We start from the raw sequence: 26,954 nt of genomic DNA, 5'->3' as shown, positions 1-26,954 counted from the left end.
GAGCCCGACCACGAGCACCAGCCCGACCACGAGCACCAGCCCGACCACGACCGCGACCGCTGAACCCGTGCGCTTCGACACGAAGATCGCCGTCCTGCTGCGGGAGGACCTGGAGCCCTGGCAGCGTCTGAACGTCACCGCGTTCCTCGTCAGCGGCCTCGGCACAGCGGCCCCCGAGGTGATCGGCGAATCGTACGAGGACGCCGACGGCGTCGGCTACCTGCCGATGTTCCGCCAGCCGGTGCTGGTCTTCGAGGGCACGAAGGAGACGCTGACGGCGGCCCACGCGCGCGTGCTGTCCCGTGCGCTGCCGCGCGCGGTCTTCACGAGCGACCTGTTCGCGACGGGCAACGACCGGGACAACCGGGCGGCGGTACGGGCGGTGCGGACCGGGGAGCTGGACCTGGTGGGGATCGCGCTGTACGGGCCGCGGAACGCGGTGGACAAGGTGTTGAAGGGGGCGCGGATGCATCCCTGAGGGAGCGCCGGCGCACTGGCGTCACGTCAAGCCGGGCTGACCTCGGACTCGGCGGACGCCTTCGGCGAAGGGGAGACGGGCTCCTCCGCGGGCAGTCGCCGCATCAGGGCGGCGTACCCGACCGCGGCCACCGTGCCGATGACGGCGCACAGTCCCCACAGCCACTCCGCCCCGAACCGGTCGATGACCAGGCCGGACATCAAGGGGGCGATGAGCGCGGCGAGACTCCAGGAGAGCGTGTACATGCCCTGGTAGCGGCCGCGCCCCCGGACGGGGGAGAGGCGGACGACGAGGCCGGTCTGCGTCGGCGCGTTGAGCATCTCGCCGAGCGTCCACACGCACACCGTGAGGATGAAGACGCCGACCGATCCGGCGAAGGCGGTGAGCCCGAAGCCGTATCCGGCGAGCAGGGAGGAGACGACGAGCAGCCGCTTGGGGTCCCGGTGCTCGATGAACCGGGTCACCGGGATCTGCAGCGCGACGATCAGCACGCCGTTGACGGCGATGGCGATGCCGTAGTCGGCGGGCGTGAACCCGGCGTCGCCCATGGCCACGGGCAGACCGATCGACCCCTGCTGGAAGATCAACGCGACGAGGAAGGACAGGCCGACGACGCCCATGAAGCGACCGTCCCGCAGGACGGTACCGAGCCCGATGTCGTCCCCGGCCTCCTTGGCACCGCTCTCGGCGGCGGGCCGGGACTCGGGCACCTTCAGGAAGACCACGACCGCGCACAGCGCCGTCATCCCGGCCTCGATCAGGAACCCGGCGAGATAGCTGAACTCGGCGATGAACCCGGCGGCCGTGGAGGAGACGGCGAAGCCGAGGTTGATCGCCCAGTAGTTGAGCGAGAAGGCCCGCACCCGGTCCTCGGGCCGCACGATGTCGGCCATCATCGCCTGCACGGCCGGCCGGGAGGCGTTCGACGCCATGCCGACGAGGAACGCGACGCCGGCGATGGCGACGGGGTCGTGCACGAACCCCAGCAGCGCGACGAAGGCGGCCGTGGAGGCCTGCGCGACGAGCAGCGTGGGCCGCCGCCCGAGCCGGTCGGCCATGACGCCTCCGCCGAGCGACGACACGACCCCGCCCAGCCCGTGCAGCGCGGCGACGAGACCGGCGTAGGAGGCGGAATACCCGCGGTCGAGCGTCAGGTACAGCGCCATGAACGTGGCGACGAAGGCACCGAGCCGGTTGACGAGCGTGCTGGTCCACAGCCACCAGAACTCACGGGGGAGCCCGGAGACGGTCTCGCGGGCGGCATGTCTCAAGGTGGCGACGGACATGACGGATCCCCCCACGGGTGTCAGCGTGTAAGCAGCTCAGACGGTGATCACAACTTACGAGAGGGGAGTTGTCGGAGGCCACTCAATTAACAATTCCAGTCAACCGACCGCCCCTTGCCGCCCCTTGTCCGCCACTTGCCTGCCCCGCGCCCGCCGCCCCGTCCGCCCTTCGGGCAGCCGTACCGGGCCCCAAAGGTTTGGATTACGCTCATACGCATGGCCGACGCACCGTACAAGCTGATCCTCCTCCGCCACGGCGAGAGCGAATGGAACGCGAAGAACCTGTTCACCGGCTGGGTGGACGTCAACCTCAACGAGAAGGGCGAGAAGGAGGCAGTCCGCGGCGGCGAGCTCCTGAAGGACGCCGACCTCCTGCCCGACGTGGTCCACACGTCCCTCCAGAAGCGCGCGATCCGCACCGCCCAGCTGGCGCTGGAGTCCGCGGACCGCCACTGGATCCCCGTCCACCGCAGCTGGCGCCTGAACGAGCGCCACTACGGCGCCCTCCAGGGCAAGGACAAGGCCCAGACCCTCGCGGAGTTCGGCGAGGAACAGTTCATGCTGTGGCGCCGCTCCTACGACACCCCGCCGCCCCCGCTCGAGGACGGCACGGAGTTCTCCCAGTCCTCCGACCCCCGCTACGCGACGATCCCCCCGGAGCTGCGCCCCCGCACGGAGTGCCTCAAGGACGTCGTCGTCCGTATGCTCCCCTACTGGTACGACGGCATCGTCCCCGACCTCCTCGCGGGCCGCACGGTCCTGGTCGCGGCCCACGGCAACAGCCTCCGCGCCCTGGTCAAGCACCTCGACGGCATCTCCGACGCCGACATCGCGGGCCTGAACATCCCGACGGGCATCCCCCTCTACTACGAGCTCGACGCCGACTTCAAGCCGGTGACACCGGGCGGCAAGTACCTGGACCCGGAGGCCGCTGCGGCGGCCATTGAGGCGGTCAAGAACCAGGGCAAGAAGAAGTAAGCGCCCACGAATAAGCCCCCTACCTGCGGTTTCTCCGCTGGGAGGGGGCTTTTCCGTGGCCCAGGGGCCGTCTCTGGGCCGTCAGGTGCTGGGCAGGACCGGCCGGGCCGTGCCGAATACGGCGGTCACAGCCGCACCAGTGTGCTGTGGGCCCTCCTGCGCGACGACCGGGTTTTCACGCCCACCCCGCCTATCACGCAGACGGCTTGACTCAGCCCGGCTGAGGCACAGAACCGGGCCCGCTGGCGCTATTCCGCCGCTGGTGGCGGGACCCGAGGCGCGGTCAGCTGTCGCAGGGCGGCGCGGCGGCGCAGCGCGGCTCTGTGGCGCCGCCAGGCGGGCTGGGTCCGGCTGACGTGCATCAGTTGGTCAATGAGGTCCTGCGGCATGTGGCGCGCCTCGTGCGCCATGTCTTCCAGACCGCGGAGCAGATACCGTCCGTCCGTACCCATGACCTCGCGCTCACGAAGCACGAATGGCGCGACTGCGTCCCACACCTTGACCACCCGGATCCGCAGCAGTGCCACCATCTCGTCGTCCACGATGTCAGCCAGCCGCAGCACACTGATGTTCTGGTAGTAGTACACGATGTCGTACACCTGCCGACGTACGTCGTTCGGCAAGCCGGATAGGCCCAGTGTCGGGTCGTACTCGGCGAGCAGCCGCTGAGTCACGAACGAGTAGCGCTCGTGGAACTCCGCCGAGCGAAAGTCCGCGAGCAGGTCGACGTACGCCGGTAACTGGTTGCTCCGGCGCTGCAGACCGGCTTGCGAGACAGCTGAATACAACGTGACGAGCAGTGCCACCGCCGACAGCCCGGTGGCCACGAGATTGAACACCAAGACTCTGTCCCCCTGGTCCGCCTGCCCCAAGCAGCCCGCCTCATTGTGTCCCATAACGGACGGCCGCGCGGGCAGATCCCGAAGAACTGAGCTGGCGCACGCTGATCCCGCGCCAGGGGAGCCGCACCAAGCGAGTGTCCAACTGCGTGACAGCGCCGACGAACACCGGCGCACGAGCGCGAACGTCTGCGGACTAGCAGCGCAGTTAGGAAGCACTCCAGCAAGAAGTAACGTGCCGCCAGTAAGCCCCCGGCCTGCGGTTTCTTTGCAGGGCGGGGGCTTACTGGCGGTGCTGGGCCGTCTCTGGGCGAGAGGACGGCCGCTCCTGGGCCGCTGCCGGACGACGGGGGCGTGCCGGCAGCGGGAAATCAGTACCGTCGTCGCCAGACCTGCGAGGTCTGGGTAGGCACCCGCTTGCACGGGCGGGCATGCCGGTACGCGGTCGGTCGGGCGGCCGAGTCTGAGAGGGATCACCGTCGTGTAGTCCTCGCCGGGCTCGATCAGCTCCGTGCAGTGGACGCAGTACTTCACAGCCAGCCCCCGCGCGTGAGACGGCGCAGGGCGGTGCCGAGGTCGCAGCCGTCCGGTTTGTCGACGCACTGCTCGCACAGGGGGGTGTGGTCGAAGAGGGCGTTCATCGCGTGCCGGGCAGTTTCCTTGACGCAGCCACGGAGGAACACGGCCCCACCGTCCGGGCCGGGCTGTTCGCCGAGGTCGCGCGCCGTCTCAGCGGTGAGGGTGCTGCCGCACCCCCATGCGCACGTTGCGCCGCGGCGCTGTGACTCCGACAGGGCCGACACCTCGGGGAGCGGCAGTAGCTCCAGCACGCTGGTGGCGAGGGGCGTTGGTGTGTCGCCGAGCATGGGTGTGGCCTCCACGGTCGCGGTGATCCGTCTCACACTCAGACCGTAGGACGAGGTAGAACTGAGACAGGCACGCAAAGTGCGTGCCGTGCACCGGGGGTGCGCAATGGACACTTCTGGCATCGGCCGCCGTATCGCTTACTGGCGGGAACGGCGCGGCTTCACCCAGACCGACTTCGGCCAGCTCTTGGGGCAGACGAAGCGCTGGGTGCAGGACATCCAAGGCGGAAAGCGCCAGCAGGACCCGCGCCTGTCGGTGCTGGTGCGCGCGGCCGACGTCTTGCGCATCCCCCTGGAGCAGTTGATGACCGACAGCCCGCACGCAGCACCCGCGGGCAGCGCCCCGCCCGGCGAAGTCCTCAGCGTTATCGACGCGCTCTACGGGGCCGCCAGCGACGCTGACCCGCCCGCGTCGGCCGTGCTCCAGCGGCGACTCGTCTACTGCTGCGAGGCGTTCCAGGCCTGCCACTACGGCACGCTCGCCCGTGAGCTGCCCTCGCTGATCGCCGGTGCTGGGCAGGCGGTCCGCAGCGCGCCGGTCGGTGCTCAGTCCGAGGCTCAGGCGGTGCTGTCGCGGGTCTATCAGCTCGTGACGTCGTACCTGCACAAGTACGGAGAGTCGACGGCGATCCAAGCCGCGCTCGCTGCGGACCGGGCGCTCGTCGCCGCGGAGCGGTCAGGCGATCCAGTCCAGATCGGGGCCGCAGCCCGGAGGGTGGCGAAGAGCCTGGTGTACCAGCAGCGGCCGCAGACGGCCGTCGAGTTCGCGACGGCCGCCGCCCGGCGGCTCGAAAGCGGGCTGACGGAGCGGGGGGCGCTCGGCCTGTCCACCCTCGGCATGCTGTACCTGTCCGCGGCCATCGCGGCCTCGTCGCAGGAGCGCACAACGTCTCGGGTCCGTGCGGCCGGGGGGTACGTTGATGAGGCGGCCTATATCGCCGAGCAGCAGGGCGCGGATCTCAACGAGGACTGGACGATGTTCGGTCCGACCAACGTGGGCCTGCACCGGGTGGACATGCTGCTGCGCTTCGAAGACGGCTGGTCGGCACTCGAAGCTGCAGACGATGTCGACCAGGAGGCGCTGGGCAGGATGACCCGGGAGCGGCAGGCGGGCCACCACGTTTCGATGGCGCGCGCTTCGCTCTTGACACGACGCAAGGACGCTGCGGCGGAGGAGCTCCTGAAAGCCGACGAGTTGGCGCCTGAAGAGGTGCGAGGAACTCCGGGCACTGTGAACCTGGTAAAGGACGTGGTCGGAGCGACCGCTAACCCTGGGCCGCAGTTGCGTGCGCTGGCCCAACGCTGTGGACTCCGTGCATGACGAGGCCGGTTCTGTACCTGATCGCCTGCGCCGCAGGTCCCACCCAGTACATCGACGACGGCGTGCGCGCCGCCCACACGGATGGGTGGGACGTGTGCCTGATCCTCACCCCCTCCGCAGCGCGTTGGTGGGAGCCGCGCATGCAGGAGTTGGTCGACCTGACCGGGCATCCGGTGCGGTCGCGGTACAAGCTGCCGTGGGAGAAAGACGCGTTGCCGAAGGCGGACGCGATGCTGGTGGCGCCGTTGTCGTGCACCACGCTGAACAAGTGGGGCGCGGGGATCGCGGACACCGTGGCGATCGGCATTCCGTCAGAGGCGGTGCACATGGGTGTGCCCGTCGTGGCGATGCCGTACTTCAACCAGGCGCAGGGCGCGCAGCCCGCGGTGGCCCGCTCGGTCGCTGCGCTGAGGGAACAGGGCGTCCTTGTTCTCGACGGCCCGCACGGCTATGTGTCGCATCCGCCGAAGCGGGGCAACCCGGAAGCGTACCCGTGGGCACGGGCGCTGGCCGGTGTGCGGCGTCAGGCTGGCGTTTGACCACGTCCAGACGGACTGAGGCGTAATCAGTGAGGTCTTTCAGCGTGGCCACTGATCGGGTGACGACGTAGGTGTCCGCAACGGACAAGGCTCCTGTGCCGTTGAGGGAGGTGTTCGACGTCTCAACTCGCCAGCGCAGGGGCCTTGTTGGTTTTCTATCCTGCCGCATTCGACTTGCCCCATGCCCTGGTCGAGTGGGTCACCATGCTCATCGTCACCCGCGAGGGTGACCGCCGCTGCAAGCTCCCGCCGCACCAGCGTGCTCTGATCGGTCTGGTGTACTTGCGCCGACATGACACTCTCGCGCAGCTCGCCGTCGGCTTCGGCATCGCCGTCGGGACCACCCACGCCTACACGGCCGCGCTGATCAGCCTGCTCGCCGATCGCGCGCACGGCCTGCTGCGTGCGCTGCGCGAAGCCGACCCCGACTACGTCCTGCTGGACGGCACCCTCGCCGAGTGCGACAGGGTCGGCGACAGCCGGGCCGACTACTCCCACAAGCACCGCCGGCACGGAGTCAACGTGCAGGTGGTGACCGACCCCCTGGGGCGACTGCTGTGGATCTCACCCGCCCTGCCCGGCCGCGCCCACGACCTCACGGCGGCCCGCACCCACCGGATCATCCGTATCTGTGAGCGCCAGGGCGTCCCGATCCTCACCGACCGGGCCTACATGGGAGCCAGCTCGTGGGTGACGACACCCCTCAGACGCCCGCCCGGCCGCGAACTCACACCGACCCAGCAAACCGTCAACCGTGCACTGTCTGCGGCAAGGGCACCAGTCGAACGCGGCGCGGCACGACTGAAGTCCTGGCGCATCTTCCGTAGATCCCGGTGCAGCCCGAATCGAATGACGTCAATCGCCGGGGCCGTCCTCGCCCTGGAGCGGCAACGCTGAAAGAGCTCACTGATACGCCTTGACCACCGTCGGCTAACCGACGCCGGCGGCGAGGAGCTTTCCCCGCCAGCTACGCACACGAGCCGTCGTCACGTCTTGTCTGTCCCAGCTGATGCCTGACGTTTCTGACGGACCGGGACGTCGGTTGTGCGCCGGATCACCCGGACCTGGCCGTCCAGTTCGACGCTGATCGTCGTGTCGGACACGTGGACGGTCACGGTCTGCCCTGCGTACGGGCGGCCCAGGGAGACGACCTGCCGACAGACCATGACCGTGCCCACCGCGCTGACCCGCCGCTGCACCCGCACCGGCTCGACGCCCGGACGCGGCGGCGGTCCGGCCGGACGCAGGCCCCGTAGCCGACGGACTTCCTCGCTGGTCAGCGGGTTGGGCCGCACCCGCAGCAGTTCCCGCGAGGACGGATCGAAGAACGACAGCGTCTCGTCGTCGATCCGGATGCCCACCTGGCGGCCACCGAGGATCTCCGCCGCCAGCACCTGGCGCCCGCCCAAACCGACCAGGCCGCTGTTGTTCACCACCCGGTCCACCTCAAACGCCGCCCCGTCACCGCCCGGCAGCGGGGCCGGCCCCGCCGGACGTCCGTCCCGGACAGCCAGCCTCGCCAGATCCGTCACCGACAGGTGCGAGCGCGCGGTCTTGATCCGCGCCCCGGCGATCAGCAGATGGAAGCGCTCGCCCGAGTGCCCTCCGGGCCCGGTCCCAGCTGCGTACTCCCGCTACCGCGCAGGTCAGACGCGTGATCGAGGTAGCGGGAAAGGGTAGCGGTAGCGGCTACGCGGCGCCGCCCCTGCCTCCCGGGTGTCCGCCACGTCCCCGAGGCAAAGGCAATGAGGACCGCCCTGCGGGCGGACGACCATCGCGCGCCCACGGCCGTCGGGAGCTCCCGGCCCGCCATTTTATTTCGAAAATAAAGCGATCCGGCGATGTGCCAAACAATAGGAGGAAGCCTCACGCCGCTAAGTGATGAGATGCGAGCCGCTATGAACAGGATTAGCATTAAAATCATGACTACAACACAGACACGAGACGCCATCTACTACGTCGTAGAAGGCGACACCCTCTCCGAGATAGCCGAGTTTTTCGGGACCACGGTCGCGAAGCTCCAGCAGCTGAACAACATTCATGACCCCAACGTGATCCGCGTCGGGCAGCGCCTGGTCATCTCCCATTCAGGAAACGGCTTCGTTCCGTTCCCCGGAAAGCGATGGTTCCAGCGTCACCCGGACAACAAGGTCGTCCTCGCGATGGCTCGCCGCCTGCAAGAAGAACACTGTGGCACCTATCATCCGCCAGAGCCGGACACGAAGTGGTCGTCGGCGGACAAGGCCTCGTACAAGAAGTGGCAGGAAAAGAAAGGGTTCAGCGGCCCCGACGCGGACGGTATGCCGGGGAAGCTGACCTGGGACATGCTCAAGGTTCCCACGCCTTCCGCCTGACCACGACGGCGTGAATTCACCGACACGAAAGAATGTCTGAGGGATCACGTCCCGAGAAGAACCCAAAAAAAGGCCGGTCGGCTCATAGTCGACCGGCCTTATTGAGCGAAGGGCGAGGCGCTGGGGCGCGCTGGCCGTACGTTGCCGAACGAATACCCCACGGTCTGACATCACCAGGTGACATCAGCGTCGCCAGGCAGCGACGGACCCCAGCGAATTGGACTGGGCTCCAGGTGCCCGACGAGCACGAGCCGGAGCTAGTACCGCGGCACTAGGGCCTGTTGCGAAAGTGGCGTCGTCGCCCGAAGGGCGGCCGCGCGGCGTCCGGTGCGTGCTCTCGGCGTGCCGCCTGGAAGCCCTCGTACTGGGCGTACTCGGGCTTCCGGGCGGTGCGGCGAGAGCGCGTGCCGGGCGTCGCGCGGCAGGCGCCACTTTCGCAACAGGCCCTAGCCGCCCGGTTGCGCGATCGAACTCCTGAAGCGGTGGCTCCCCGACAACCCGCGGCAGCGGCCAGCCGGCGCAGGCCACTAGTGTGCTGCCGTCCTCGGTGAGGAAGAGCAGGGTGGTCCATGTCCGATCGGCAGAATAGATCAGCCCTGTGCGCACGGGCCGGCCATGTTCGCGGATGAGTTGCACTGCTCGTTCCAGCCCAAGAGCTTCGGGTCCGTGCATCCGCATGCGCTTAAGTCGGCGATTGAAGACTCCGGCATGCTGGCCTGCGGGTTGTGCCCGGTCTGCCACCCAGTAGGTGGCGCCGCTGCGGAGGGTGGCCAGAGCAGTCACGACGCCTCGTCATCACTGGTCAACAGCGGTTCCAGCACATGCCGTTCCATGGTCACCCCCGTTTGGATCTTGCGGTACAGCAGCCAGGTATCGCAACCCCCGCAACCGCCCCCGCACCGTAGCGTCACCCCGGGCCCGCCCAGGGGCCGGTATAACCGTCCAAGGCTTCGGTCAGGCGCTCGGCGAGGAAGCGAAGTTCCCCAGGCGGGCTGTCCGGGAGCATGTGGTGGGCGTGAGCGGCGAGTTCGCTGCCCCTCAGTCGAGGCAGAACTCGTTGCCCTCGATGTCCAGCATCGGGATGCACGCGTCATTGCCGTCGTACAGCGTTCGCACGTGTACCGCCCCGAGCGGGACCAGTCGTGCGCACTCGGCCTCAAGCGCGGCGAGGCGCTCCTCGCCGACGAGCCCGGTGCCGACCCGCACGTCGAGATGCAGCCGGTTCTTGGCGGCCTTCCCTTCGGGAACGCGCTGGAAGTACAGCCGCGGACCCACCCCTGAGGGGTCGATGCAGGCAAACCATGCGTCCTGCTGCTCAGGCGGCTGCGAGCGCTTGAAATCGTCCCACGTGGCAAACCCCTCGGGTGGCGGCGGTACGACGTACCCCAACACCTCGCACCAGAAACGGGCAAGGCGCTCAGGCTCTGCGCAGTCGAAGGTGACTTGGAACTTCTTGATCGACATCACCGGGCCACCGTATTGGCACGTACCCTTCAGCGACGCCCGGGGTGCTGTCGCCGTGCAGGGGAGTGCCTTTCGTCAGTCCTCTTCCCTCACTCTGCCGTCAAGCTTCGATCCGTCGTCCGTTCCGTTTCACAGAGGCGATCACGGCGGAAACGGCGGCGGTCACGGCCAGAGTCCCCATCATGACCAGCACCACGCCGACCATGAAGAGGCCGCTGGCGTCGTCCGACCAGTCCCAAAAGGCGGCAACGGTCAGGCCCGCCGTGGTGCCGAGCACAGCGCCTGCGATGTAGCGCCGGGATGCCGCCCAGCAGACCGGTACGAGCAGGGTCAGCACCAGCCCGATCACCTGCCATGCCTCGTACGGGCCGGTCGTCGAACCATCAGGCTGCACGTCACGATGCTGGTCCCAGCCCAGCCAGGCAGCCCACATCGCTAGCGATATCCCGGCCAGCACGGGGATCGACAGGAGGTGGGGAACGGGTTTCAGCAGTCCTTGGCGCATGTCCCAAGCGTTTCGGTTCACCCCGGTACCGACCAGAGCGCAAGTACTCAGCTCTGCCCGAGTACGTGAGGCATGGGCAGATCGTGGGCGAACTTGTCGACTGCGGTGATGGCCATGGCGGGGCGAGGCGGTAGAGCAGGCACAGCCGGCGCTTCTCCGGCTCCTCGGAGGCCCCCGGCGTACCGGGGCCCAGCGGGTCGTCGATCTGCAGGAAGACCGCCGCCCGGTCGTCGGGGACGCGGCCGCTCGATTCTTGAGGTACCGCCTGACCTGTCGCTTCGCCCGCGGCGCACGTCCGTGGTGCGATGGAACTGGGGGGAAAGGAGAGCGATCATGTCCGCAGCGAAGCGAACGAGTGTCGCCGCCTCGGTGTCGGTCCGCCCGCTGGTCGAGCCGGACCTGGATCGGGCCGACGAGATCTTCCGGGTCGCCTTCGGGACCTTCCTCGGGGCTCCTGAGCCGGAGACGTTCTTCGGGACCGCCGACTATGTCCGCACACGCTGGGCGGCAGATCCACATGCGGCTTTCGCAGCGACCGTCGAAGGCGAGGTAGTCGGATCGAACTTCGCCGCCAACTGGGGCAGCGTCGGGTACTTCGGCCCGCTGACCGTACGTCCGGATCTGTGGGACCAGGGCATCGGCAGGCGCCTCATGGAACCGGTCACGGCCTGCTTCGACACCTGGGAGAACCGCCACCTCGGCCTGTTCACCTTCTCGCACAGTCCCAAGCACCTCGAGCTCTACCGCCGGTACGGTTTCTGGCCCCGGTTCCTCACAGCCATCATGAAGAAACAGGTCACCGCCAGTGCCGCGGTCCCCGGCCGAGTGCTGTACGGCGAGCTGACCGCCGCTGAGCGGCCCGACGCACTGAGTCGCAGTCGCGCACTGACGGGGGCCGTGTACGAGGGCCTGAGCCTGGAGCGCGAGATCATGGCCACACAGGCGCAGGGGCTCGGTGAGACCATCCTCCTCGAGGGCGCCGACTCCGAGCTCGACGGTCTGGCTGTCTGCCACTGCGGAGCGGGGTCGGAGGCCGGTGAGGACGTGTGCTTCGTCAAATTCGGCGCGGTACGCCCCGGCCCGGACGCCGCGGACCGGTTCGAACGACTGCTGGATGCGTGTGAGCAGCTGGCCACCGAGAAGGGACTGGGGCAACTGGACGCCGGAATGAACCTGGCCCGCCAGGATGCCTACCGGCGCATGGTCGACCGCGGTTTCCGTACCTGGCTGCAAGGCGTGACCATGCACAAGCCCAACGAACCCGGCTACAGCCACCCGGACGCCTACGTGATCGACGACTGGCGCTGAGTCCACCGCCATACTCGGCTTCTAGGAAGGCCCGATGCCGTCAGGGGGCGCCCGACACCAGGGTCCTCGGCGTCGGCGGTGCGGTTCTGTCGCGGGCGGGTCAGCCGCAGAGGACCTGTGCCGTTGCCTCGCGGAAGTCGCCGGTCGCGAGTGCCTTGGCCGGGATCGTGAAGTACAGGGTTCCGGCGTCGCCCCAGCCCCATCCGAGGTCGGGGTCCTCGGCGAGTTGGAGCAGATGGACTGCGGGGCCGTCGGCGTCGCGGGTCGATATCTGGAGCGTGTGCGAGGTGTCCGGCCAACCGAAGGCGCAGTGGGTGCCGGCGGTGTTCCCGTCGAGGTCTTCCATCTCGCGGAGGATGAGCGACGCCGCTCCCCAGTGCTGGTCCCTGTCGAACTCCACGTCCTCGTCCTCGACGTCCCAGCAATCCGGGAGCATGGTCACCTCGGCCGCGTGGACGGGGACCGCCGGGTAGCTTCTCGCTGGTTCGGGTGCCGCCGTCTCGACTGCCAGTGCCGGGTCGGCGGGAATCACGCGGAAGGCATCGGATCCGTACATGTCCAGTTGCCTGAACTCTTCGTACGGCAGGTCCGGGTCGAGGTAGAAGAAGTTGAGCAGGCCGGGCCGTACGGGCAGTTCATCGCCCAGCCACGTGGCGAGGGCATCGGTGTCCAGTACGGCATGCAGGGACAAGGGGACCCCACTCTGCTCGGGCCAGCGGGTCCCCGGTTCGAGGAGGGCAGGCCCACCGAGTCGGCATTGGCCAGTGGGCTGGAGGCTTCCCGCGGCGCGGACCAGCCGAAAGCCGCGACGGGCCATGGCAGCGAACTGCCGGCCGGCCTTCTCCCCGAGTCGGGCAGTGCATTCGCGGCTCAGGCCGGCAGGGTCATCGAACTGCATGCCGGGATCTTCTCAACTTCCGGCTGGTCCCGGCCACCTGGGGGTGCCGGGGCAGGCGGGCAGGGCTACAGGTAGTCCTCCAGGCGGGCGACCGTGAAGCCCTGTTCCTGGATGTGGCGCAGCAGGTTCGCATTCATCTCGGTCATCGTCCGGCCCTTGAGCTCGGACGGGCCGCGGAAGTGGGCCAGGATGATGTCGCCGGGGCGGAGCTTCTTGCCGGGCAGTTGGTACTGCATGTTCTTGATCTGCATGGACTCGCGCCAGAGGATGATCGCGTCGAGACCGCAGGAGGCGACGGCGGTGCGGGTGTTCTCGTTCCAGTTGCCGTAGGGCGGGCGGAACAGCCGCGGTGTGGTGCCGTACTCGTTCTTCAGCTTGGTCTGCTGGCCGCAGATCTCCTGCTTCTGGGCGGAGGCGTCCAGGGTGCGGAGGTTCGGGTGCGTCAGGGTGTGGTTCTGGACGCTGTTGCCCAGGGCCTGGAGCTTCTTGAAGTAGCCGTAGTCGGAGCGTATGGCGGCGTCCGTCAGGAACATCGTGAAGGGGATCTTCAGCTCGCGCATCATCGTCACGAACTTCGGGTCCTTCTCCGCACCGTCGTCGAAGGTGAGGAAGACGATCTTTTCCTTGGTGGGTATCTCGCTGATCACCGGCACCTGCCCTCCGGCAGCCGGGAGTTTCACCGGCTTGGTGGCAGGTGGGGCGGGGGGAGCGGCCAGCGGCTTGAGGCCCCACTTGCGGTAGGCGGCCGCGGTCTCGACGGCCGCCCTCGCCTTCGCGTCACCGCGGGCCGCCTGTGTGGGTGTCGCCGAGTGGGATGTCGCGGCGGGGCGGGGGTCCGCCTGGGGATCGGCCATGCAGCCCGTCGTGACGCCCGTCGAGAGAAGGGCGCAGGCCAGCGCCGCTCCCCTGATCCGCCTGTTCATCGTGGTCCCCCCGTGTCACCGCACGCCTCAGCCTGTCCATCTGCTTGATGTCGAACAGGCGTCCGGGGTTCCGCTCCGACACGAGGTCGGCGGACGGGTTCAGAACGTGGTGCCGGTGACCGAGAAGACGCTGCCGATCCTCGCGTCCCCGTAGAACCACTTGGCGTCGGCCTTGTCCAGAGCGATCCAGCCGCCGGCGGACTCGTACTTGCCGATGCCCTCCGTGTTGTAGGAGAGGTTCGTGCCGACGTAGACCGGCTGGTTCTCGGCGTCGCGCAGTTCGACCGCGTACGCGATCTCCGCGTTGTAGCGGAGCCCGTCGGAGCCGTTGGTGACGGTCAGCGTCTTGTGGGCGTGCTTCCTGTGCACGGTCAACGGCCCATTGAAGGCTGGGCTCCTGTCGAAGCCCGAGGTCATCGGCATGACCCTGTCCCCGACGGTCAGCGTGCGCCGGCCGCGGTCGATCGTGCCGGTGACGGGCACCGCCTTGGTAGGGCGTGACGGGACCGCGGAGGGGGCGGGGGAGGACGGTGCCGCAGGTGGGGCGGGGGCGGGGGCAGGGGCAGCCGGGGGCTGATGCTGTTTGCCGTTCGCCGTGGAGTCCAGCGTCAGCGTCAGCGTGAAGGCCACCAGGGCCAGGGCCGCCGCACCCGCGGCCAGGGTGCCTGCCAGGCGGCGGCGCGTCCGGCGCACCGCACGGCGGCGGACCTCGGCGCCGCTCAGGACCGGAGGAGACTCGTGTTCCACGGCGAACTCGCGTAGCGCGGTGGAGAGTTCCGCGGACTGCTGTTGAGTGGAGAGTTCGTCCGACGTGGAGAGTTCGTCCGACGTGGAGAGTTCGTCCGACGTGGAGAGTTCGTCCGACGTGGAGAGTTCGTCCGACGTGGAGAGTTCATCCGACACGGCCGTCCTCCTTCCGAGCCGCTCTGCCCGACGCCCCGCGCGGTGCCCCGCCCGGAGCGCCGCCCTTCGAACCGCCCGGCGCGCCACCCGACGTCTTGCCCGGCGCTCCGCCGCCCGACGTCCCGCCCACCGCCTCGTCCACAGCAAGATGCTTCGCCAGCGCGGCCCGCCCCCGGGACAGCCTGGCCTTGACCGTCCCCACCGGCACACCCGTCTCGGAGGCTACCTGCTCGACACTCAAGTCGCACAGATGGTGCAGGACGATCGCCATCCGCTGAGCCTTGGGCAATTGGCGCAGCGCGGCGACAAGTGCCGTGCGGTCGGGGTCGGGTCCCGGAGTGGACTCGGGCGGGGGCGTGCGGCGTACCAGTTCCAGCCAGCGCCTGGCCCGGCGCCAGCGGCTGACGGCCAGTCGCATGGCGACCGTGCGGATCCACGCCTCGGGTGCCCCGTCCGCGAGGAACTTCCTGCGCTGGTTCCAGGCCCGTACGAACGCCTCCTGGACGACGTCCTGCGCCTCGCCGTGATCCCCGGTGAACGCGGAGAGCTGGCCGATCAGGCGGGGAAACGCGGCCGTGTAGAAAGCGTCGAACTCGTCCTCGGTCATGTCCCCACCGGAGTCTTGGAAATCCCGTGCAACCCGACCGCCCCCGCCGTGCGTACAGGTCCCGTAGGTCGCTACATCACAACACAACCCACGGGAAAGACGATGAACACGAGGTTCAGGATCCATCGGTCCGCGATCGCCGCAGGCCGGCGTCGACCATGTACGTCCGGCCCGACCGAGGCCCCGTGACGGCCCAGCCGCTGCACCCGCAGCCGTACCGGGGTGCCGCAGCCGAAGTGGCGTACGCCCGCGAAGACTTCGCCGCCTACGCCCATGAGGGCTGGCCCCGGCTGGTCACCACCGCGCACCTGCTCTCCGGCGACCCTCGCGAGGCGACGGAGCTGGTGCGGCACACGCTGGTGGGGGTGTATGCGCGGTGGCGGCGGATACCGCGGGACGACGTGGACTTCTACGTACGGCGGTCCCTCGCCAAGGGGTATCTGCGCCGGGCACGCCGCCCCGCCCGCCACCGGAAGGCCTCGCCCCCAGTGGCGTTGGAGGCCCTGTCCGCACGGCAGCGGGTGGTGCTCGTGCTGCTGCACTGGGAGGGCCTGGGCGAGGTGGAGACCGCCCAACTGCTCGGCTGCTCGGCCGGTGCGGTCAGGAGCCATGCCCAGCGTGGGCTGGCGGTCTGCGGAGGCGGTGTCGCGCGGCTCCGCGGGCTGTTCGCGGAGGCCGCCGAGGAGCTTGAGGGCACCTTGGGCGTCGAACCGTTCGCCGTGCCCCTCGGGACCATCGAACGGCGGGGCCGGGCCCTGCGCCGCCGCCGCATCGGCGCGGTCGTGGCCGCCTGCGCGCTGCTGCTCGCACCGTCGGCCGTCCTGGCGGCCGGCCTGATCGGAGGCGGCGGCGCTACGGACGGCTCGGGCGCCAGGGTGGTCGACGTGGCGTCGAGCCCGATACGGATCGTCGCGCCCGGTGAGCGGGTGGAGGCCGTGCCGGGGGTGCAGCTCTGGCTGACCGCCGACGGCAAGCACTGGTCGACACCGCAGCGGTCCAACCAGTTCCGCGGCCTGGCGGAGGACACCGCTGTGACTGCCGCCCAGGGCGCCCCGGAGGGCACTGCCGACGTCACCGCGGTCGACGGCGGCGCCGAGAGCAGGCAGCCGGCTGAGAGCGGGCTGTCGGCCGGGAGCAGGCAGTCGGCCGAGCGCGGGCAGCCGGGTGTCTCGGTGCAGCCGGAGCCGGTGCACCACTCGTACTTCCTGTCGGGCATGTACCACGGGCTGTCCACCGACCCGAGCCGCGTCGAGGCCTCCGTCGGCGGCGCCCCGGTCACCGGCACGGTCCTCACGCTGGCGGGCAGTCCGGGCTGGGGCGTCTGGTACGTGCGCGTACCGCTGTCCGCGGCGGAGCTGAAGGCGAGCTTCGCCGCCGCGGGCGGTTTGACGGTGACGGTGTACGACGCGGCCGGCCGGGTCGTCGCTCGGTCCGGCGGCGCCGACGCCGGCGGGTGAGCGCCCCGTGACCAGGAACAGGCCCCGCCCCAGCCCGTGGCGCCCGACCGACTCCGCTGAAAGGCCCCCCGTGCACGAATCACCAGCGGCTAAGGAAACGTCCGCTCAGAAAACCTCCGCTCAGAAAACCTCCGCTCAGAAAACCTCCGCTCAGGAAACGTCCGCTCAGAAAACCTCCGCTCAGGAACCCAGCGACGGCCGGACGCGGCAGCGTTCGAGACGTGCCCTGCGCATCCCGCTCCGTCGCCGCCTCCGCCGTACCCGGGGCCGTCGCCTGCGCCGCCTGCTCATCGCCTTCCTGGTGCTGATCGCGGGGCTGTGCACGGCGGCGGTCGTCGCGTACCAGCTGACGGACATCCCCGAGCCGCACCCGGAGACCGTCATCCAGAGCACGGTCTTCACCGACGCCAAGGGGTCCTATCTGGGCCGGCGCGGTCCCGTCGACCGCCAGGAGGTGTCGCTGTCGCAGGTCCCGCGGTACGTCCAGGACGCGGTGATCGCGGCCGAGAACCGCTCCTTCCGTACGGACAAGGGGGTCTCGCCGCGTGCCGTCGGCCGCGCGGTGCTGGCCTCGCTGACCGGCGGCGAGCGGCAGGGCGGGTCCACCATCACCCAGCAGTACGTGAAGAACGCGCTGCTGAGCCCGGAGCAGTCGGTGTCGCGCAAGGCACGCGAGGCGCTGATCGCGATCAAGCTCGATCGCACCCGCTCCAAGGACGAGATCCTGGAGGGCTATCTCAACACGGTGTACTTCGGCCGGGGTTCCGCCGGCATCCAGGCGGCCGCGCGCAACTACTTCGACGTGGACACCCGCAACCTGACCGTCTCCCAGGGCGCCGCGCTGGCATCGATCGTCAACATCCCGTCGTACTACGAGAAGGCGGGCTCCGACCCGAAGGTGACCGCGAAGCTCAGGGACCGCTGGGAGTGGGTGCTCGACGCGATGGCGGCGAGCGGCAGCATCACGGCGAAGCAGCGCGCCGAGGCCGCGTTCCCGCCGTTCCGTTTCTATCCGCCGGGTACGACCGAGGGGCAGCGGCAGTACATGATCGACGTGGCCGCGAAGGAGGCCGCCGACCGGCTCGGCATCACCGAGGACCAGCTGGCGCGCGGTGGCTACACCGTGCGGACCACCTTCGACCTGGCACTCCAGGACGCCACCACCGAGCAGGTGAAGGACCTCAAGGGCCGCAAGGGCACCCGGCTGCACACCGCCGCCGTGGCGATCAAGCCCGGTGACGGGGCCGTGCGGCTGTTGTACGGCGGGTCGGACTACGCCCGGCAGCCGTTCAACGACGCGGTGGCCGGCGCGGTGGAGGCGGGGGCGGCGATGGAGCCCTTCGGCGAGGCCCGGTTGCGTGCTCCGCTGAACGCGCTGCGCAAGACCGCGGCGCCCACGCCGCTGAAGCTGGCCTCGGCGTACGCGACCGTGGCGGCGAAAGGGGTGTACGCGGCCCCGTACACCGTCACGAAGATCACCCGGCACGGACGTACGGTCTACACGGCACGCCCCGACACCCGGCGCGCGCTGGGCGAGAAGGAGGCGTTGGTGGTGAACGCGTTGATGTACGACTGGCCGCGGCCCGGTGAGACGGTCGCTCCGAGCGCCTCGCAGTCCCTCTTCACGGCCGGGGCGGGCGGCGGGATCACCCGCCGGACCGTGTGGTCCACGGCGCTGGACTCCCGGTTGTCCCTGACGGTCGTCCTCTTCGCCGACCAGCCCGGAAAGAAGAAGAACACGACGCTGCCCGCTCAGCTGCCGAACAAGCCGGCGCCGACCGACTCCGCGGAGGAGACCGCGGCGCAGATCTGGCGGCTGGCCACCGCGGGGGCGGGTGAGTCCCCCGGACAGGTGCCCACGCCGGTGCCGGTGCCGGTGGCGGAAGCGGGCGAGACCGCTCCTCGGTGAGGAATGCCGACGCCGTCCGGCACTCAGGCCGCCGCGAGGACGTTCCGGGACGCGCGGCGGCGCCTCCAGTACGCGACGGTCAGTACCGCCAGCAGCGGCCCCCACAGGAGCAGCGGCGCGTAACAGACGGAGAACCAGACGGTCTCCCAGCCTCCCACCTCACTGGGGGAGTTGGCGGGCAGGTCGTCGCCTCGGATCGTGTTGCCCATGACCTGGGTGACGAGCGTCAGGAGGGTACCGAGCGTGAGGACCGTGGCGCCGATGGCCGCCGGGACGACCGCTGCCCTCGTCGGGACGCGGCGGCCTCCCAGGAACGGCATCCAGCGGGGGAACACCTCACCCCAACCTGCGACCAGCCCCACCGCGGTGAACGCGAGCATCTCGGAGACCACCGACAGCAGGACCACATACACCTTCTCACCGGGCCCGGTGCCGGCGTCGAACACGGCCGGAAGCCGCCAGACACCGGACGGCAGCACCATCAACGGCACGGCGTAGGCCACCAGTTGCATCCGCCGCGACACTCCGGCGGCCGGCTCGTGGGCGGCCCGCCATGCGGTGCGTAATCGCCCGGCGTCGGCGGTCGAGGTCTCTCTGCTGTGCGGGAGCGTCTCCATGCGCGGTCCTTGGGTTCGCGGGCTGACGGTCGGCCTGTGCGGTCATGAGACTCGCACCCCCAGGGATCACCCCGAATCCCTCCGCGGGCTGAACCTGCCTCCACCGCCCGGCCGACGGAGCATGCGCCCACGGGGTGACACCGGAGCGCCGGGCCCACGCTTCAGGTCGCACAATCGCGTTGTCTCCCGCCCCTGTCGGCGGCTAGCGTCGCTCGGGTGACTGCCGGGTCGGCCTTGGGCCATGTACGAGTTGGGGTCCCGGCCTTGGTGTGAGGGCGGGGCGGGCGCGAGGGCCGCCGTTTTCTCCGTGTCGTGTCGTGTTCGAACAGCAGCTCACACACCGGAGATACCAGCGTCATGCCTTCCGTCCAGTTGAACCACACCGCCGTCTACGCCAGTGACCGCCACCTGTCCGCCGAGTTCGTCGCCGCGATCCTCGGACTGCGGGTCGGCGCTCCGTTCGGGCCGTTCCTGCCCGTCGACCTCGGCAACGGCGTGACCCTCGACTACTACCAGAAGCGGGACGAGCCGATCCAGGCTCAGCACTACGCGTTCCTCGTCCCCGACACCGACTTCGACGCGATGATCGGCCGTCTGGAGGCCCTCGGCGTCACCTACTACGCCGATCCCGGCCACACCGAGCCCGGGCGGATCAACCGGCTGTTCGGCGGCAGGGGCGCGTACTTCGACGACCCCGACGGGCACAACATGGAGATCATGACCCGGCCGTACGTCCGCCCCTAGTACTCGAAGGGCAGCAGGAAGGGCCCCGGCCGACGCGCCGGGGCCCTTCACCGTCGTACGAGACCTACGCACGTCCCGCGTAGGGGAGCTGCCGCCTCACCCGCACTGACACGGGTTGCCGGACTGGCAGCCGCAGCCGCACCCCGAGCCGCAGCCGCAGGCCGCGAGCAGGGGCAGGGCCCTCGTCCCGGTCGGCTGTTCGGTCTGGCGGTTCCGGGTGGGGTCGGGAGTGGTGCTGGGGGAATCGGCCATGGGTCCCTCCTCGACTGACGGCACCCCCGAGGCTGGTGCCTGTGCCCATTGGACGCCCGCCACGCTGGGCGCATCAACGGCGCACAGAGGCTCTCGCACGCCCCGAACAGCCACCTTCACCCCCTTGGGACCCCTTACGCTCCCTCCGCTCCCGCCACCGGCTGGATCTCCGGCTGGACGTCCGGCTGCAGCTCGTCCGCGTGCTCACCCGTCACCAGGAACACCACACGCTTGGCGACCGCCACCGCGTGGTCGGCGAACCGCTCGTAGTAGCGGCCGAGCAGCGTCACGTCGACGGCGGTCTCGATGCCGTGCTTCCAGCGGTCGTCCATCAGGTGCTGGAACAGCGTGCGGTGCAGAAGGTCCATCGCGTCGTCGTCCGATTCCAGCTGGAGCGCCAGATCGACGTCCTTCGTGATGATGACCTCCGCCGCCTTCGCCATCAGGCGCTGCGCGAGCTGGCCCATCTCCAGGATGGTCGCGTGCAGGTCGTGCGGGATCGCCCGCTCGGGGAAACGCAGCCGCGCCAGCTTCGCCACGTGCTGGGCCAGGTCGCCCGAACGCTCGAGGTCCGCCGACATGCGCAGCGAGGTGACCACGATCCGCAGGTCCGTCGCCACGGGCTGCTGCCGGGCCAGCAGCGCTATCGCCCGCGCCTCCAGGTCGTGCTGCAGGTCGTCGACCTTCTTGTCGCCCTCGATGACCGACTCGGCCAGCTTCAGGTCGGAGTCGAGGATGGACGTCGTGGCGCGCCCGATGGCCGATCCCACCAGCCGGGCCATCTCCACCAGACCGTCGCCGATCGAATCCAGTTCCTCGTGGTACGCGTCCCGCATCAGGGTTCCCTCTCGTACGTGTGCTTCGGGGGTTCCGGGGGCCGGGGCTCCGGCGCGAAACCGGCGGTGCGAACCCCACGCTCCCACGTTCTGGCCCGTACGCGTCTGTTTCCGCCACCCCAAATGAACCATTCCTGGCTCCAAGGTGAACTCTGGGCGACGAGTGTTCGAGGTCGCAGTCGGATGGCTGTGGCCGGGCGGTATCCCATGCCTAACCTGGGTGCATGGACGTGAACGCGGCGGTCGCCGCAGCGGCAGCGATCGCCGGGGTGCTCACCGGCGTGATCGCCATGCTGGCGTTCCGCTGGAGCGAGCGGGAGCAGGCGCGTCCGACGCGTACCTCCCTGCACACGGACCCGGTACTTCCGCCGGGCGTGGACACCGTCCTGTCGGTGCTGCGCTCCTCGGCCGTCGTCCTCGACGAGGCCGACGCCGTCGTCAAGGCCAGCTCGGCCGCGTACGCCCTCGGACTGGTCCGCGGCGGCAAGCTCTCCGTGGACCCCATGCTCCAGATGGCCCGCGACACCCGGCGCGACGGCGAGATACGCCAGGTCGAGCTGGATCTGCCCCGGCGCGGCACCGGGCGGGGCGAGGCCCTCGCCGTCTCCGCGCGGGTGGCGCCGCTCGGCTCCCGGCTGGTCCTCCTGCTGGTCGAGGACCTCACCGAGGCCCGGCGCATCGAGGCGGTACGGCGCGACTTCGTCGCCAACGTCAGCCACGAACTGAAGACCCCCGTCGGCGCGCTCTCCCTCCTGTCCGAGGCCGTCATGGACGCCTCCGACGACCCGGAGGCCGTGGAGCGCTTCGCCGGACGCATGCAGATCGAGGCCACCCGCCTGACCAGCCTCGTGCAGGAGCTCATCGACCTCTCCCGGGTCCAGAACGACGACCCCCTCGAGGACGCCGAGCCGGTGCGCGTGGACGAACTGGTCGCCGAGGCCATCGACCGCTGCCGCCACGCGGCGGGCACCAAGCAGATCACCATGGCCGCCTCGGTCGGGCCCGCGTCGTACGCCCCGCCCGCCGCGCCCTCGGCCGAGGGCGACGACGGAACCTTCACGGGCCCCGGCGAGCTGCACGTGTGGGGGCACCGCGGCCAGCTGGCCGCAGCCCTCGGCAACCTCGTCGAGAACGCCGTCAACTACTCGCCCGCCCGCACCCGCGTCGGCATAGCGGCCCGCAGGGTGCCCACGCCCGGCGGCGACCTGATCGAGATCGCGGTCACCGACCAGGGCATCGGCATCTCCGACAAGGACAAGGACCGCATCTTCGAGCGCTTCTACCGCGTCGACCCGGCCCGCTCCCGCGCCACCGGCGGTACGGGCCTCGGGCTGGCGATCGTCAAGCACGTGGCCGCCTCGCACGGCGGGGAGGTCACGGTGTGGAGCTCGGAGGGACAGGGCTCCACGTTCACCCTGCGGCTGCCGGAGGCGGGCGCCACCCGCGACCGGGCCCAGCAGCACCCCGACCTCGACGCCGACAACGACGACTACGACGAGGACACCCGGGACACCGGGGACATCGAGGCCGGGCGGTCCGCCGCGTCGTCCCGCGAACCGTCCCGGTCCCAGTCCCACGACTCACCCCCCGACTCAACCGCGTACGAAACGCTTTCCGCCCCGGAGGTCCATCCGTGACCCGTGTGCTCGTCGTCGAGGACGAGGAGTCCTTCTCCGACGCCCTGTCGTACATGCTCCGCAAGGAGGGCTTCGAGGTCGCCGTCGCGACCACGGGCCCCGACGGACTCGACGAGTTCGAGCGCAACGGCGCCGACCTCGTCCTCCTCGACCTGATGCTGCCGGGGCTGCCCGGTACGGAGGTCTGCCGCCAGCTGCGCGGCCGCTCCAACGTCCCCGTGATCATGGTGACCGCCAAGGACAGCGAGATCGACAAGGTCGTCGGCCTGGAAATAGGGGCCGACGACTACGTCACCAAGCCGTTCTCCTCGCGGGAACTGGTCGCCCGTATCCGCGCCGTGCTGCGCCGCCGCGGCGAGCCCGAGGAGGTCACCCCGGCCGCCCTCGAGGCGGGCCCGGTCCGCATGGACGTCGACAGACACGTCGTGACGGTCTCCGGCTCCAAGGTCGACCTCCCCCTCAAGGAGTTCGACCTCCTGGAGATGCTGCTGCGCAACGCCGGCCGCGTCCTCACCCGCATGCAGCTCATCGACCGCGTCTGGGGCGCCGACTACGTCGGCGACACCAAGACCCTCGACGTCCACGTCAAGCGCCTCCGCGCGAAGATCGAGCCCGACCCGGGCGCACCGCGGTACCTCGTGACCGTGCGTGGGCTCGGCTACAAGTTCGAGCCGTAAGCCGACGGGCCATGAGCCGGCATGCCGTACGCACGCCATGAGCCGGCAGGCCGTACGCCGTAGACCGGCAGGCCGTACGCCGTAGCCGCACCGCGCGCATACGAAGCAAGGGCGGGACCTCCGAAGAGGTCCCGCCCTTGTGCGTGTGTGCGGCCGCTCAGTGGCCCGCCGCCGACTCCGAAGCCGAGGCGTTCGGGGACGCGGACCCGGAGGGGGAGCCGGACGGGGAGCCGCTCGGTGAGGGCGAGCCGCCGGCCGCGGGGGAGCCGCTGGAGGAGGGCGAGCCCGAGGGCGACGCGGAGGCGCCCGCCGGAGCCGACGGGACCCCGCTCGGGCCCCACTTGGAGAAGTAGCTGTCGGACGGGACGACGAAGGCGCGCAGGCTCACGTCCCCGGTCTTGCTGAAGGTGAAGGTGACCTTCTGGGCGTTGCCGTCCGCGACGGCCTCACCGATGCCCGCCACCACGGCGGAGGCGTTGTTCGCGCCGCCGATGACGACCGAGCCGCCGGCCGGGATGCTGAGCTTGCCGTCGCCCTTGGGGGGCTTGATCTCGACGGGCTTGTCGACACCGGCCACGGTGATCGAGTCCAGCGTCTGCGCGGTGCTGCCGCTGTTGAACACGGTGGCGGAGATCGCGGCGGGGCCGGTCGCCTCCTGCTCGGACTGGGTGATGACGACCGCGTTCTGGATCTTGATGTCGCCGACGCTGGTGGCCGCGTTGTCCGGCTTGATCTCCAGCGTCTGGGAGTTGTTGCCGGCGCCGCAGGCGGCGAGCGAGGCGATCGAGAAAGCGATGGCGGACGCGGCGAGGGCGCCGCGTCGAAGGCTGCTGCTCACGGCGGCGGCAACTCCTTGAACGCACGGGGGCGGCTTCGTCTGCGTAAAGCAGCCCTAAGGGTCAGTCAGCGGCCCTTAGGTTACCGAGCCGCCCTCGCGCCGCCGCACCCGACCCTCCCCCCGAGCCGTCGGCTTCCCTCCCGCAGGTGGTTCTCCGACCCGCGCCACGGGTCACAAGTGACCCACGAGTCACTTTGATCACTCGGACGGCCGACATTGTCATAAGGCCCCGGCTTGCAAATCTTCCGTGAACGAATGCGTGATCACCCGAAGAATTGATCACCGAGCGATCGTGATCAATTCTTGATTCGTCTCGTATCCCACTCCGCGCACCGAACGGAGTAGCGGAAGTCGAGCACTTGGAACCGGACATTTGGGGATGTTCGGCCGCCTGGAGGAGTCTTCGGATGTGTGTAACGTACGCGTTTCACCTCCGCCGGACAGTACCTCTCACCTGCGAATACCTGCTTCCGATCGCCGCTCGCAGCACGTCCATGTTGCTGTTGTCAAGCCCCGAGATATGCCCTGACCTGCGAAAACGCCATTCAGTAGACGCCGTATCCGTGTTACCCTGGATAGCCACGGAAGGGGTACCTGTCACATGACGTTCAAGGTTGGCGACACCGTGGTCTATCCCCATCACGGGGCCGCGCTGATCGAGGCTATCGAAACTCGCCAGATCAAAGGCGTGGACAAGACCTACTTGGTGCTGAAGGTCGCCCAGGGTGACCTGACAGTGCGTGTGCCAGCGGACAATGCGGAGTTCGTCGGCGTGCGTGATGTGGTCGGTCAGGACGGGCTGGACCGGGTCTTCGAGGTGCTGCGCGCGCCGTACGCCGAGGAGCCCACGAACTGGTCCCGTCGCTACAAGGCAAATCTCGAGAAGCTCGCCTCCGGCGATGTCATCAAGGTCGCGGAAGTCGTACGTGACCTGTGGCGTCGTGAGCGCGAGCGCGGACTTTCCGCGGGTGAGAAGCGCATGCTCGCCAAGGCCCGCCAGATCCTGGTGAGCGAGCTCGCCCTCGCGGAGAACACCAACGAGGACAAGGCCGAGGCGCTGCTCGACGAGGTCCTCGCCTCCTGACGCAGGCGCAAGCCAGCCTCTGCTCAGCACTCAGCACATCGAAATGCCGCGGTGCCCGATGACGTATTTTCTGTCGCCGGGCGCTGCGGCATGTTCGCGCTCAGATGCCGTGCGCCGAGGTGGGCCCCCGATACTTGACGTGCCGGGCCCGGGCGGCTCACTCGACCGGTGTCACGGAAGGGTCCGGTCAAGGCGTCGCGCCCGGCACTTCCCCGAGCCTGGCAAGCGCGGGGTACGCCCAGGCCATACCCAACCAGGCCGAGCACACAAACCTGACAGGAACCGATGTCTGACGATTCGCGACCTTCGCCCGCGCAAGCAGCCCCCACGGGCACCGGCGCGGCAGCCCGTACGAGCACCGGCCAGGCGGCCCGTACGACCGCCCGCGCCGCCGCGGTGATCCCGGCCGCCGGCCGGGGCGTACGGCTCGGCCCGGGCGCCCCCAAAGCGCTGCGCGCGCTGAACGGCACCCCCATGCTCGTGCACGCGGTCCGCGCGATGGCCGCCTCCCGGGCCGTCTCCCTCGTGGTCGTCGTCGCCCCGCCCGAGGGCGCCGCCGAGGTCAAGAGCCTGCTCGACGCACACGCCCTGCCCGAGCGCACCGACTTCCTCGTCGTCCCCGGCGGCGACACCCGCCAGGAATCCGTGAAACTCGGCCTCGACGCGCTGCCCCCCGACTACGACATCGTGCTCGTCCACGACGCCGCCCGCCCCCTCGTCCCCGTCGACACCGTCGACACCGTGATCGAGGCCGTACGCGACGGCGCCCAGGCCGTCGTCCCCGCGCTGCCCCTCGCCGACACCGTCAAGGAAGTCGAGCCCGCCGGCGTCGCCGGCGACCCCGAACCGGTCGTCGCCACCCCCGAACGAGCCCGGCTGCGCGCCGTCCAGACACCCCAGGGCTTCGACCGCGCGACCCTGATCCACGCCCACGAGACGGTCACCGACGACGTCACCGACGACGCCGGCATGGTCGAACGGCTCGGACTGCGCGTGGTGGTCGTACCGGGACACGAAGAGGCCTTCAAGGTGACGCGCCCCCTCGACCTCGTCCTCGCCGAGGCCGTCCTGACGCGCAGGAGGCTCACCGATGGCTTCTGAACCGTCTTCGGCGTCCGGCTTCCCGCTGCCCCAGGTGGGCATCGGCACCGACATCCACGCCTTCGAGGACGGCCGCGAACTCTGGTGCGCCGGACTGAAATGGGAGGGCGAGGGCCCCGGCCTCGCCGGGCACTCCGACGCCGACGTCGTCGCGCACGCCGCCTGCAACGCGCTGTTCTCCGCGGCCGGGCTCGGCGACCTGGGACAGCACTTCGGCACCGGACGGCCCGAGTGGTCCGGCGCCTCCGGCGTCACGCTGCTGACGGAGGCCGCCCGCATCGTCCGCGCGGCCGGATTCCGCATCGGGAACATCGCCGTCCAGGTCGTCGGGCCCCGCCCGAAGATCGGCAAGCGCCGCGACGAGGCCCAGAAGATCCTCACCGAGGCCGCGGGCGCCCCCGTGTCCGTCTCCGGCGCCACCACCGACGGCCTCGGATTCCCCGGCCGCGGCGAGGGCCTCATGGCCGTCGCCACCGCACTGGTGGTCCGTACGGACTAAGACCACCACGCACAGGTCACGAAAACGTGCCCCT

Annotated in this window: 28 protein-coding genes and 1 pseudogene; 15 read left to right on the top strand and 14 right to left on the bottom strand. The window is 69.7% G+C overall.

Going from position 1 to position 26,954, the window contains the following annotated elements; genetic code table 11:
* Nucleotides 1-67: 67 nt before the first annotated feature.
* Complete coding sequence (locus ACGFNV_RS14450) at nucleotides 68-478, top strand: DUF2000 family protein (RefSeq protein WP_393622328.1); 411 nt, start codon at nucleotides 68-70, stop codon at nucleotides 476-478.
* Between the two features lie 26 nt (nucleotides 479-504).
* Here the strand turns inward: ACGFNV_RS14450 and ACGFNV_RS14445 are convergent, their stop codons facing one another.
* Complete coding sequence (locus ACGFNV_RS14445) at nucleotides 505-1,764, bottom strand: MDR family MFS transporter (protein WP_393622326.1); 1,260 nt, start codon at nucleotides 1,762-1,764, stop codon at nucleotides 505-507.
* Nucleotides 1,765-1,980: 216 nt separating this feature from the next.
* Between ACGFNV_RS14445 and ACGFNV_RS14440 the strand changes: the two genes are divergently transcribed.
* Complete coding sequence (locus ACGFNV_RS14440) at nucleotides 1,981-2,742, top strand: phosphoglyceromutase (RefSeq protein ID WP_393622325.1); 762 nt, start codon at nucleotides 1,981-1,983, stop codon at nucleotides 2,740-2,742.
* A gap of 248 nt (nucleotides 2,743-2,990) precedes the next feature.
* Here ACGFNV_RS14440 and ACGFNV_RS14435 read toward each other — a convergent pair whose 3' ends face one another.
* Together ACGFNV_RS14435 and ACGFNV_RS14430 are read right to left on the bottom strand one after the other, a co-directional pair.
* Nucleotides 2,991-3,581 carry a hypothetical protein gene (locus ACGFNV_RS14435; protein ID WP_393622323.1) on the bottom strand — a complete coding sequence of 197 codons (591 nt, stop codon included), beginning with the start codon at nucleotides 3,579-3,581 and terminating at the stop codon, nucleotides 2,991-2,993.
* A gap of 530 nt (nucleotides 3,582-4,111) precedes the next feature.
* Nucleotides 4,112-4,483, bottom strand: a complete 372-nt coding sequence (locus ACGFNV_RS14430; protein WP_393622321.1) for a hypothetical protein — start codon at nucleotides 4,481-4,483, stop codon at nucleotides 4,112-4,114.
* A 70-nt stretch (nucleotides 4,484-4,553) separates the two neighbouring features.
* On the opposite strand from ACGFNV_RS14430, the gene ACGFNV_RS14425 reads away from it, so the two are divergent.
* The 3 genes from ACGFNV_RS14425 to ACGFNV_RS14415 all read left to right on the top strand — a co-directional run bounded on the left by ACGFNV_RS14425 (nucleotide 4,554) and on the right by ACGFNV_RS14415 (nucleotide 7,204).
* The gene (locus tag ACGFNV_RS14425) at nucleotides 4,554-5,768 is read left to right on the top strand and encodes a helix-turn-helix domain-containing protein (protein WP_393622319.1); all 1,215 of its coding nucleotides are present in this window, start codon (nucleotides 4,554-4,556) and stop codon (nucleotides 5,766-5,768) included.
* The gene (locus ACGFNV_RS14420; RefSeq protein WP_393622317.1) at nucleotides 5,765-6,307 is read left to right on the top strand and encodes a flavoprotein; all 543 of its coding nucleotides are present in this window, start codon (nucleotides 5,765-5,767) and stop codon (nucleotides 6,305-6,307) included. The genes ACGFNV_RS14425 and ACGFNV_RS14420 overlap by 4 nt, the downstream gene beginning before the upstream one ends.
* A gap of 147 nt (nucleotides 6,308-6,454) precedes the next feature.
* On the top strand, nucleotides 6,455-7,204 hold the full coding sequence (locus ACGFNV_RS14415) for a transposase family protein (protein WP_393622316.1): 750 nt from the start codon (nucleotides 6,455-6,457) through the stop codon (nucleotides 7,202-7,204).
* An 89-nt stretch (nucleotides 7,205-7,293) separates the two neighbouring features.
* Here ACGFNV_RS14415 and ACGFNV_RS14410 read toward each other — a convergent pair whose 3' ends face one another.
* Nucleotides 7,294-7,743: a hypothetical protein gene (locus ACGFNV_RS14410; RefSeq protein WP_393622314.1), complete on the bottom strand. Its 450-nt coding sequence runs from the start codon at nucleotides 7,741-7,743 to the stop codon at nucleotides 7,294-7,296.
* 486 nt (nucleotides 7,744-8,229) lie between these two features.
* Here ACGFNV_RS14410 and ACGFNV_RS14405 point away from each other — a divergent pair, with 486 nt between their 5' ends.
* Nucleotides 8,230-8,661, top strand: a complete 432-nt coding sequence (locus ACGFNV_RS14405) for a peptidoglycan-binding protein (protein ID WP_393622312.1) — start codon at nucleotides 8,230-8,232, stop codon at nucleotides 8,659-8,661.
* 1,038 nt (nucleotides 8,662-9,699) lie between these two features.
* Here ACGFNV_RS14405 and ACGFNV_RS14400 read toward each other — a convergent pair.
* Together ACGFNV_RS14400 and ACGFNV_RS14395 are read right to left on the bottom strand one after the other, a co-directional pair.
* Entirely contained in the window at nucleotides 9,700-10,128 is a 429-nt protein-coding gene (locus tag ACGFNV_RS14400) for a VOC family protein (RefSeq protein ID WP_393622310.1), read from the bottom strand.
* Between the two features lie 97 nt (nucleotides 10,129-10,225).
* Nucleotides 10,226-10,630 (bottom strand): hypothetical protein, encoded by a 405-nt coding sequence (locus ACGFNV_RS14395; RefSeq protein WP_393622308.1) that lies wholly within the window; start codon nucleotides 10,628-10,630, stop codon nucleotides 10,226-10,228.
* Between the two features lie 333 nt (nucleotides 10,631-10,963).
* On the opposite strand from ACGFNV_RS14395, the gene ACGFNV_RS14390 reads away from it, so the two are divergent.
* Nucleotides 10,964-11,938 (top strand): GNAT family N-acetyltransferase, encoded by a 975-nt coding sequence (locus tag ACGFNV_RS14390; protein ID WP_393622306.1) that lies wholly within the window; start codon nucleotides 10,964-10,966, stop codon nucleotides 11,936-11,938.
* Between the two features lie 100 nt (nucleotides 11,939-12,038).
* On the opposite strand, the gene ACGFNV_RS14385 is transcribed toward ACGFNV_RS14390, so the two are convergent.
* The 4 genes and pseudogenes from ACGFNV_RS14385 to ACGFNV_RS14370 all read right to left on the bottom strand — a co-directional run.
* Nucleotides 12,039-12,755 (bottom strand): DUF1963 domain-containing protein, encoded by a 717-nt coding sequence (locus ACGFNV_RS14385; RefSeq protein WP_393622529.1) that lies wholly within the window; start codon nucleotides 12,753-12,755, stop codon nucleotides 12,039-12,041.
* Between the two features lie 146 nt (nucleotides 12,756-12,901).
* The gene (locus tag ACGFNV_RS14380; RefSeq protein ID WP_393622304.1) at nucleotides 12,902-13,759 is read right to left on the bottom strand and encodes a polysaccharide deacetylase family protein; all 858 of its coding nucleotides are present in this window, start codon (nucleotides 13,757-13,759) and stop codon (nucleotides 12,902-12,904) included.
* A 99-nt stretch (nucleotides 13,760-13,858) separates the two neighbouring features.
* Nucleotides 13,859-14,662, bottom strand: coding sequence for a hypothetical protein (locus ACGFNV_RS14375; RefSeq protein ID WP_393622302.1), 804 nt, complete (start codon nucleotides 14,660-14,662; stop codon nucleotides 13,859-13,861).
* 130 nt (nucleotides 14,663-14,792) lie between these two features.
* Nucleotides 14,793-15,269 (bottom strand): annotated as a pseudogene (locus ACGFNV_RS14370) (SigE family RNA polymerase sigma factor); the annotation flags it as partial.
* Between the two features lie 185 nt (nucleotides 15,270-15,454).
* Between ACGFNV_RS14370 and ACGFNV_RS14365 the strand changes: the two are divergent.
* Nucleotides 15,455-16,726 carry a sigma factor-like helix-turn-helix DNA-binding protein gene (locus tag ACGFNV_RS14365; protein WP_393622300.1) on the top strand — a complete coding sequence of 424 codons (1,272 nt, stop codon included), beginning with the start codon at nucleotides 15,455-15,457 and terminating at the stop codon, nucleotides 16,724-16,726.
* A 301-nt stretch (nucleotides 16,727-17,027) separates the two neighbouring features.
* Complete coding sequence (locus ACGFNV_RS14360) at nucleotides 17,028-18,635, top strand: transglycosylase domain-containing protein (protein ID WP_393622299.1); 1,608 nt, start codon at nucleotides 17,028-17,030, stop codon at nucleotides 18,633-18,635.
* Between the two features lie 23 nt (nucleotides 18,636-18,658).
* On the opposite strand, the gene ACGFNV_RS14355 is transcribed toward ACGFNV_RS14360, so the two are convergent.
* A complete protein-coding gene (locus tag ACGFNV_RS14355; RefSeq protein ID WP_393622297.1) occupies nucleotides 18,659-19,252 on the bottom strand; it encodes a hypothetical protein in 594 nt (197 codons plus the stop codon).
* Between the two features lie 357 nt (nucleotides 19,253-19,609).
* Here ACGFNV_RS14355 and ACGFNV_RS14350 point away from each other — a divergent pair, with 357 nt between their 5' ends.
* Nucleotides 19,610-19,996: a VOC family protein gene (locus ACGFNV_RS14350; protein ID WP_393622295.1), complete on the top strand. Its 387-nt coding sequence runs from the start codon at nucleotides 19,610-19,612 to the stop codon at nucleotides 19,994-19,996.
* A 96-nt stretch (nucleotides 19,997-20,092) separates the two neighbouring features.
* Here ACGFNV_RS14350 and ACGFNV_RS14345 read toward each other — a convergent pair whose 3' ends face one another.
* Nucleotides 20,093-20,248, bottom strand: a complete 156-nt coding sequence (locus ACGFNV_RS14345; RefSeq protein WP_393622293.1) for a hypothetical protein — start codon at nucleotides 20,246-20,248, stop codon at nucleotides 20,093-20,095.
* 134 nt (nucleotides 20,249-20,382) lie between these two features.
* Nucleotides 20,383-21,084, bottom strand: a complete 702-nt coding sequence (gene phoU, locus ACGFNV_RS14340) for a phosphate signaling complex protein PhoU (protein ID WP_393622291.1) — start codon at nucleotides 21,082-21,084, stop codon at nucleotides 20,383-20,385.
* 224 nt (nucleotides 21,085-21,308) lie between these two features.
* Between phoU and ACGFNV_RS14335 the strand changes: the two genes are divergently transcribed.
* Nucleotides 21,309-22,721: a sensor histidine kinase gene (locus tag ACGFNV_RS14335; protein WP_393622289.1), complete on the top strand. Its 1,413-nt coding sequence runs from the start codon at nucleotides 21,309-21,311 to the stop codon at nucleotides 22,719-22,721.
* Complete coding sequence (locus ACGFNV_RS14330) at nucleotides 22,718-23,398, top strand: response regulator transcription factor (RefSeq protein ID WP_015659563.1); 681 nt, start codon at nucleotides 22,718-22,720, stop codon at nucleotides 23,396-23,398. Before ACGFNV_RS14335 ends, ACGFNV_RS14330 begins: the two co-directional genes overlap by 4 nt.
* 157 nt (nucleotides 23,399-23,555) lie before the next feature.
* Here the strand turns inward: ACGFNV_RS14330 and ACGFNV_RS14325 are convergent, their stop codons facing one another.
* Nucleotides 23,556-24,236 carry a DUF461 domain-containing protein gene (locus ACGFNV_RS14325; RefSeq protein ID WP_393622288.1) on the bottom strand — a complete coding sequence of 227 codons (681 nt, stop codon included), beginning with the start codon at nucleotides 24,234-24,236 and terminating at the stop codon, nucleotides 23,556-23,558.
* A gap of 601 nt (nucleotides 24,237-24,837) precedes the next feature.
* Here ACGFNV_RS14325 and ACGFNV_RS14320 point away from each other — a divergent pair.
* The 3 genes from ACGFNV_RS14320 to ispF all read left to right on the top strand — a co-directional run bounded on the left by ACGFNV_RS14320 (nucleotide 24,838) and on the right by ispF (nucleotide 26,920).
* The gene (locus tag ACGFNV_RS14320) at nucleotides 24,838-25,320 is read left to right on the top strand and encodes a CarD family transcriptional regulator (protein WP_003953493.1); all 483 of its coding nucleotides are present in this window, start codon (nucleotides 24,838-24,840) and stop codon (nucleotides 25,318-25,320) included.
* A 285-nt stretch (nucleotides 25,321-25,605) separates the two neighbouring features.
* A complete protein-coding gene (gene ispD / locus ACGFNV_RS14315) occupies nucleotides 25,606-26,421 on the top strand; it encodes a 2-C-methyl-D-erythritol 4-phosphate cytidylyltransferase (protein WP_393622286.1) in 816 nt (271 codons plus the stop codon).
* Nucleotides 26,411-26,920, top strand: coding sequence for a 2-C-methyl-D-erythritol 2,4-cyclodiphosphate synthase (ispF, locus tag ACGFNV_RS14310; protein WP_393622284.1), 510 nt, complete (start codon nucleotides 26,411-26,413; stop codon nucleotides 26,918-26,920). The genes ispD and ispF overlap by 11 nt, the downstream gene beginning before the upstream one ends.
* Nucleotides 26,921-26,954: the final 34 nt, after the last annotated feature.

Origin of the sequence: Streptomyces sp. NPDC048751 (genome assembly GCF_043198595.1) — a bacterium.
Lineage (GTDB): Bacteria > Actinomycetota > Actinomycetes > Streptomycetales > Streptomycetaceae > Streptomyces.
This window is presented reverse-complemented; position numbering and strand designations above follow the sequence as displayed.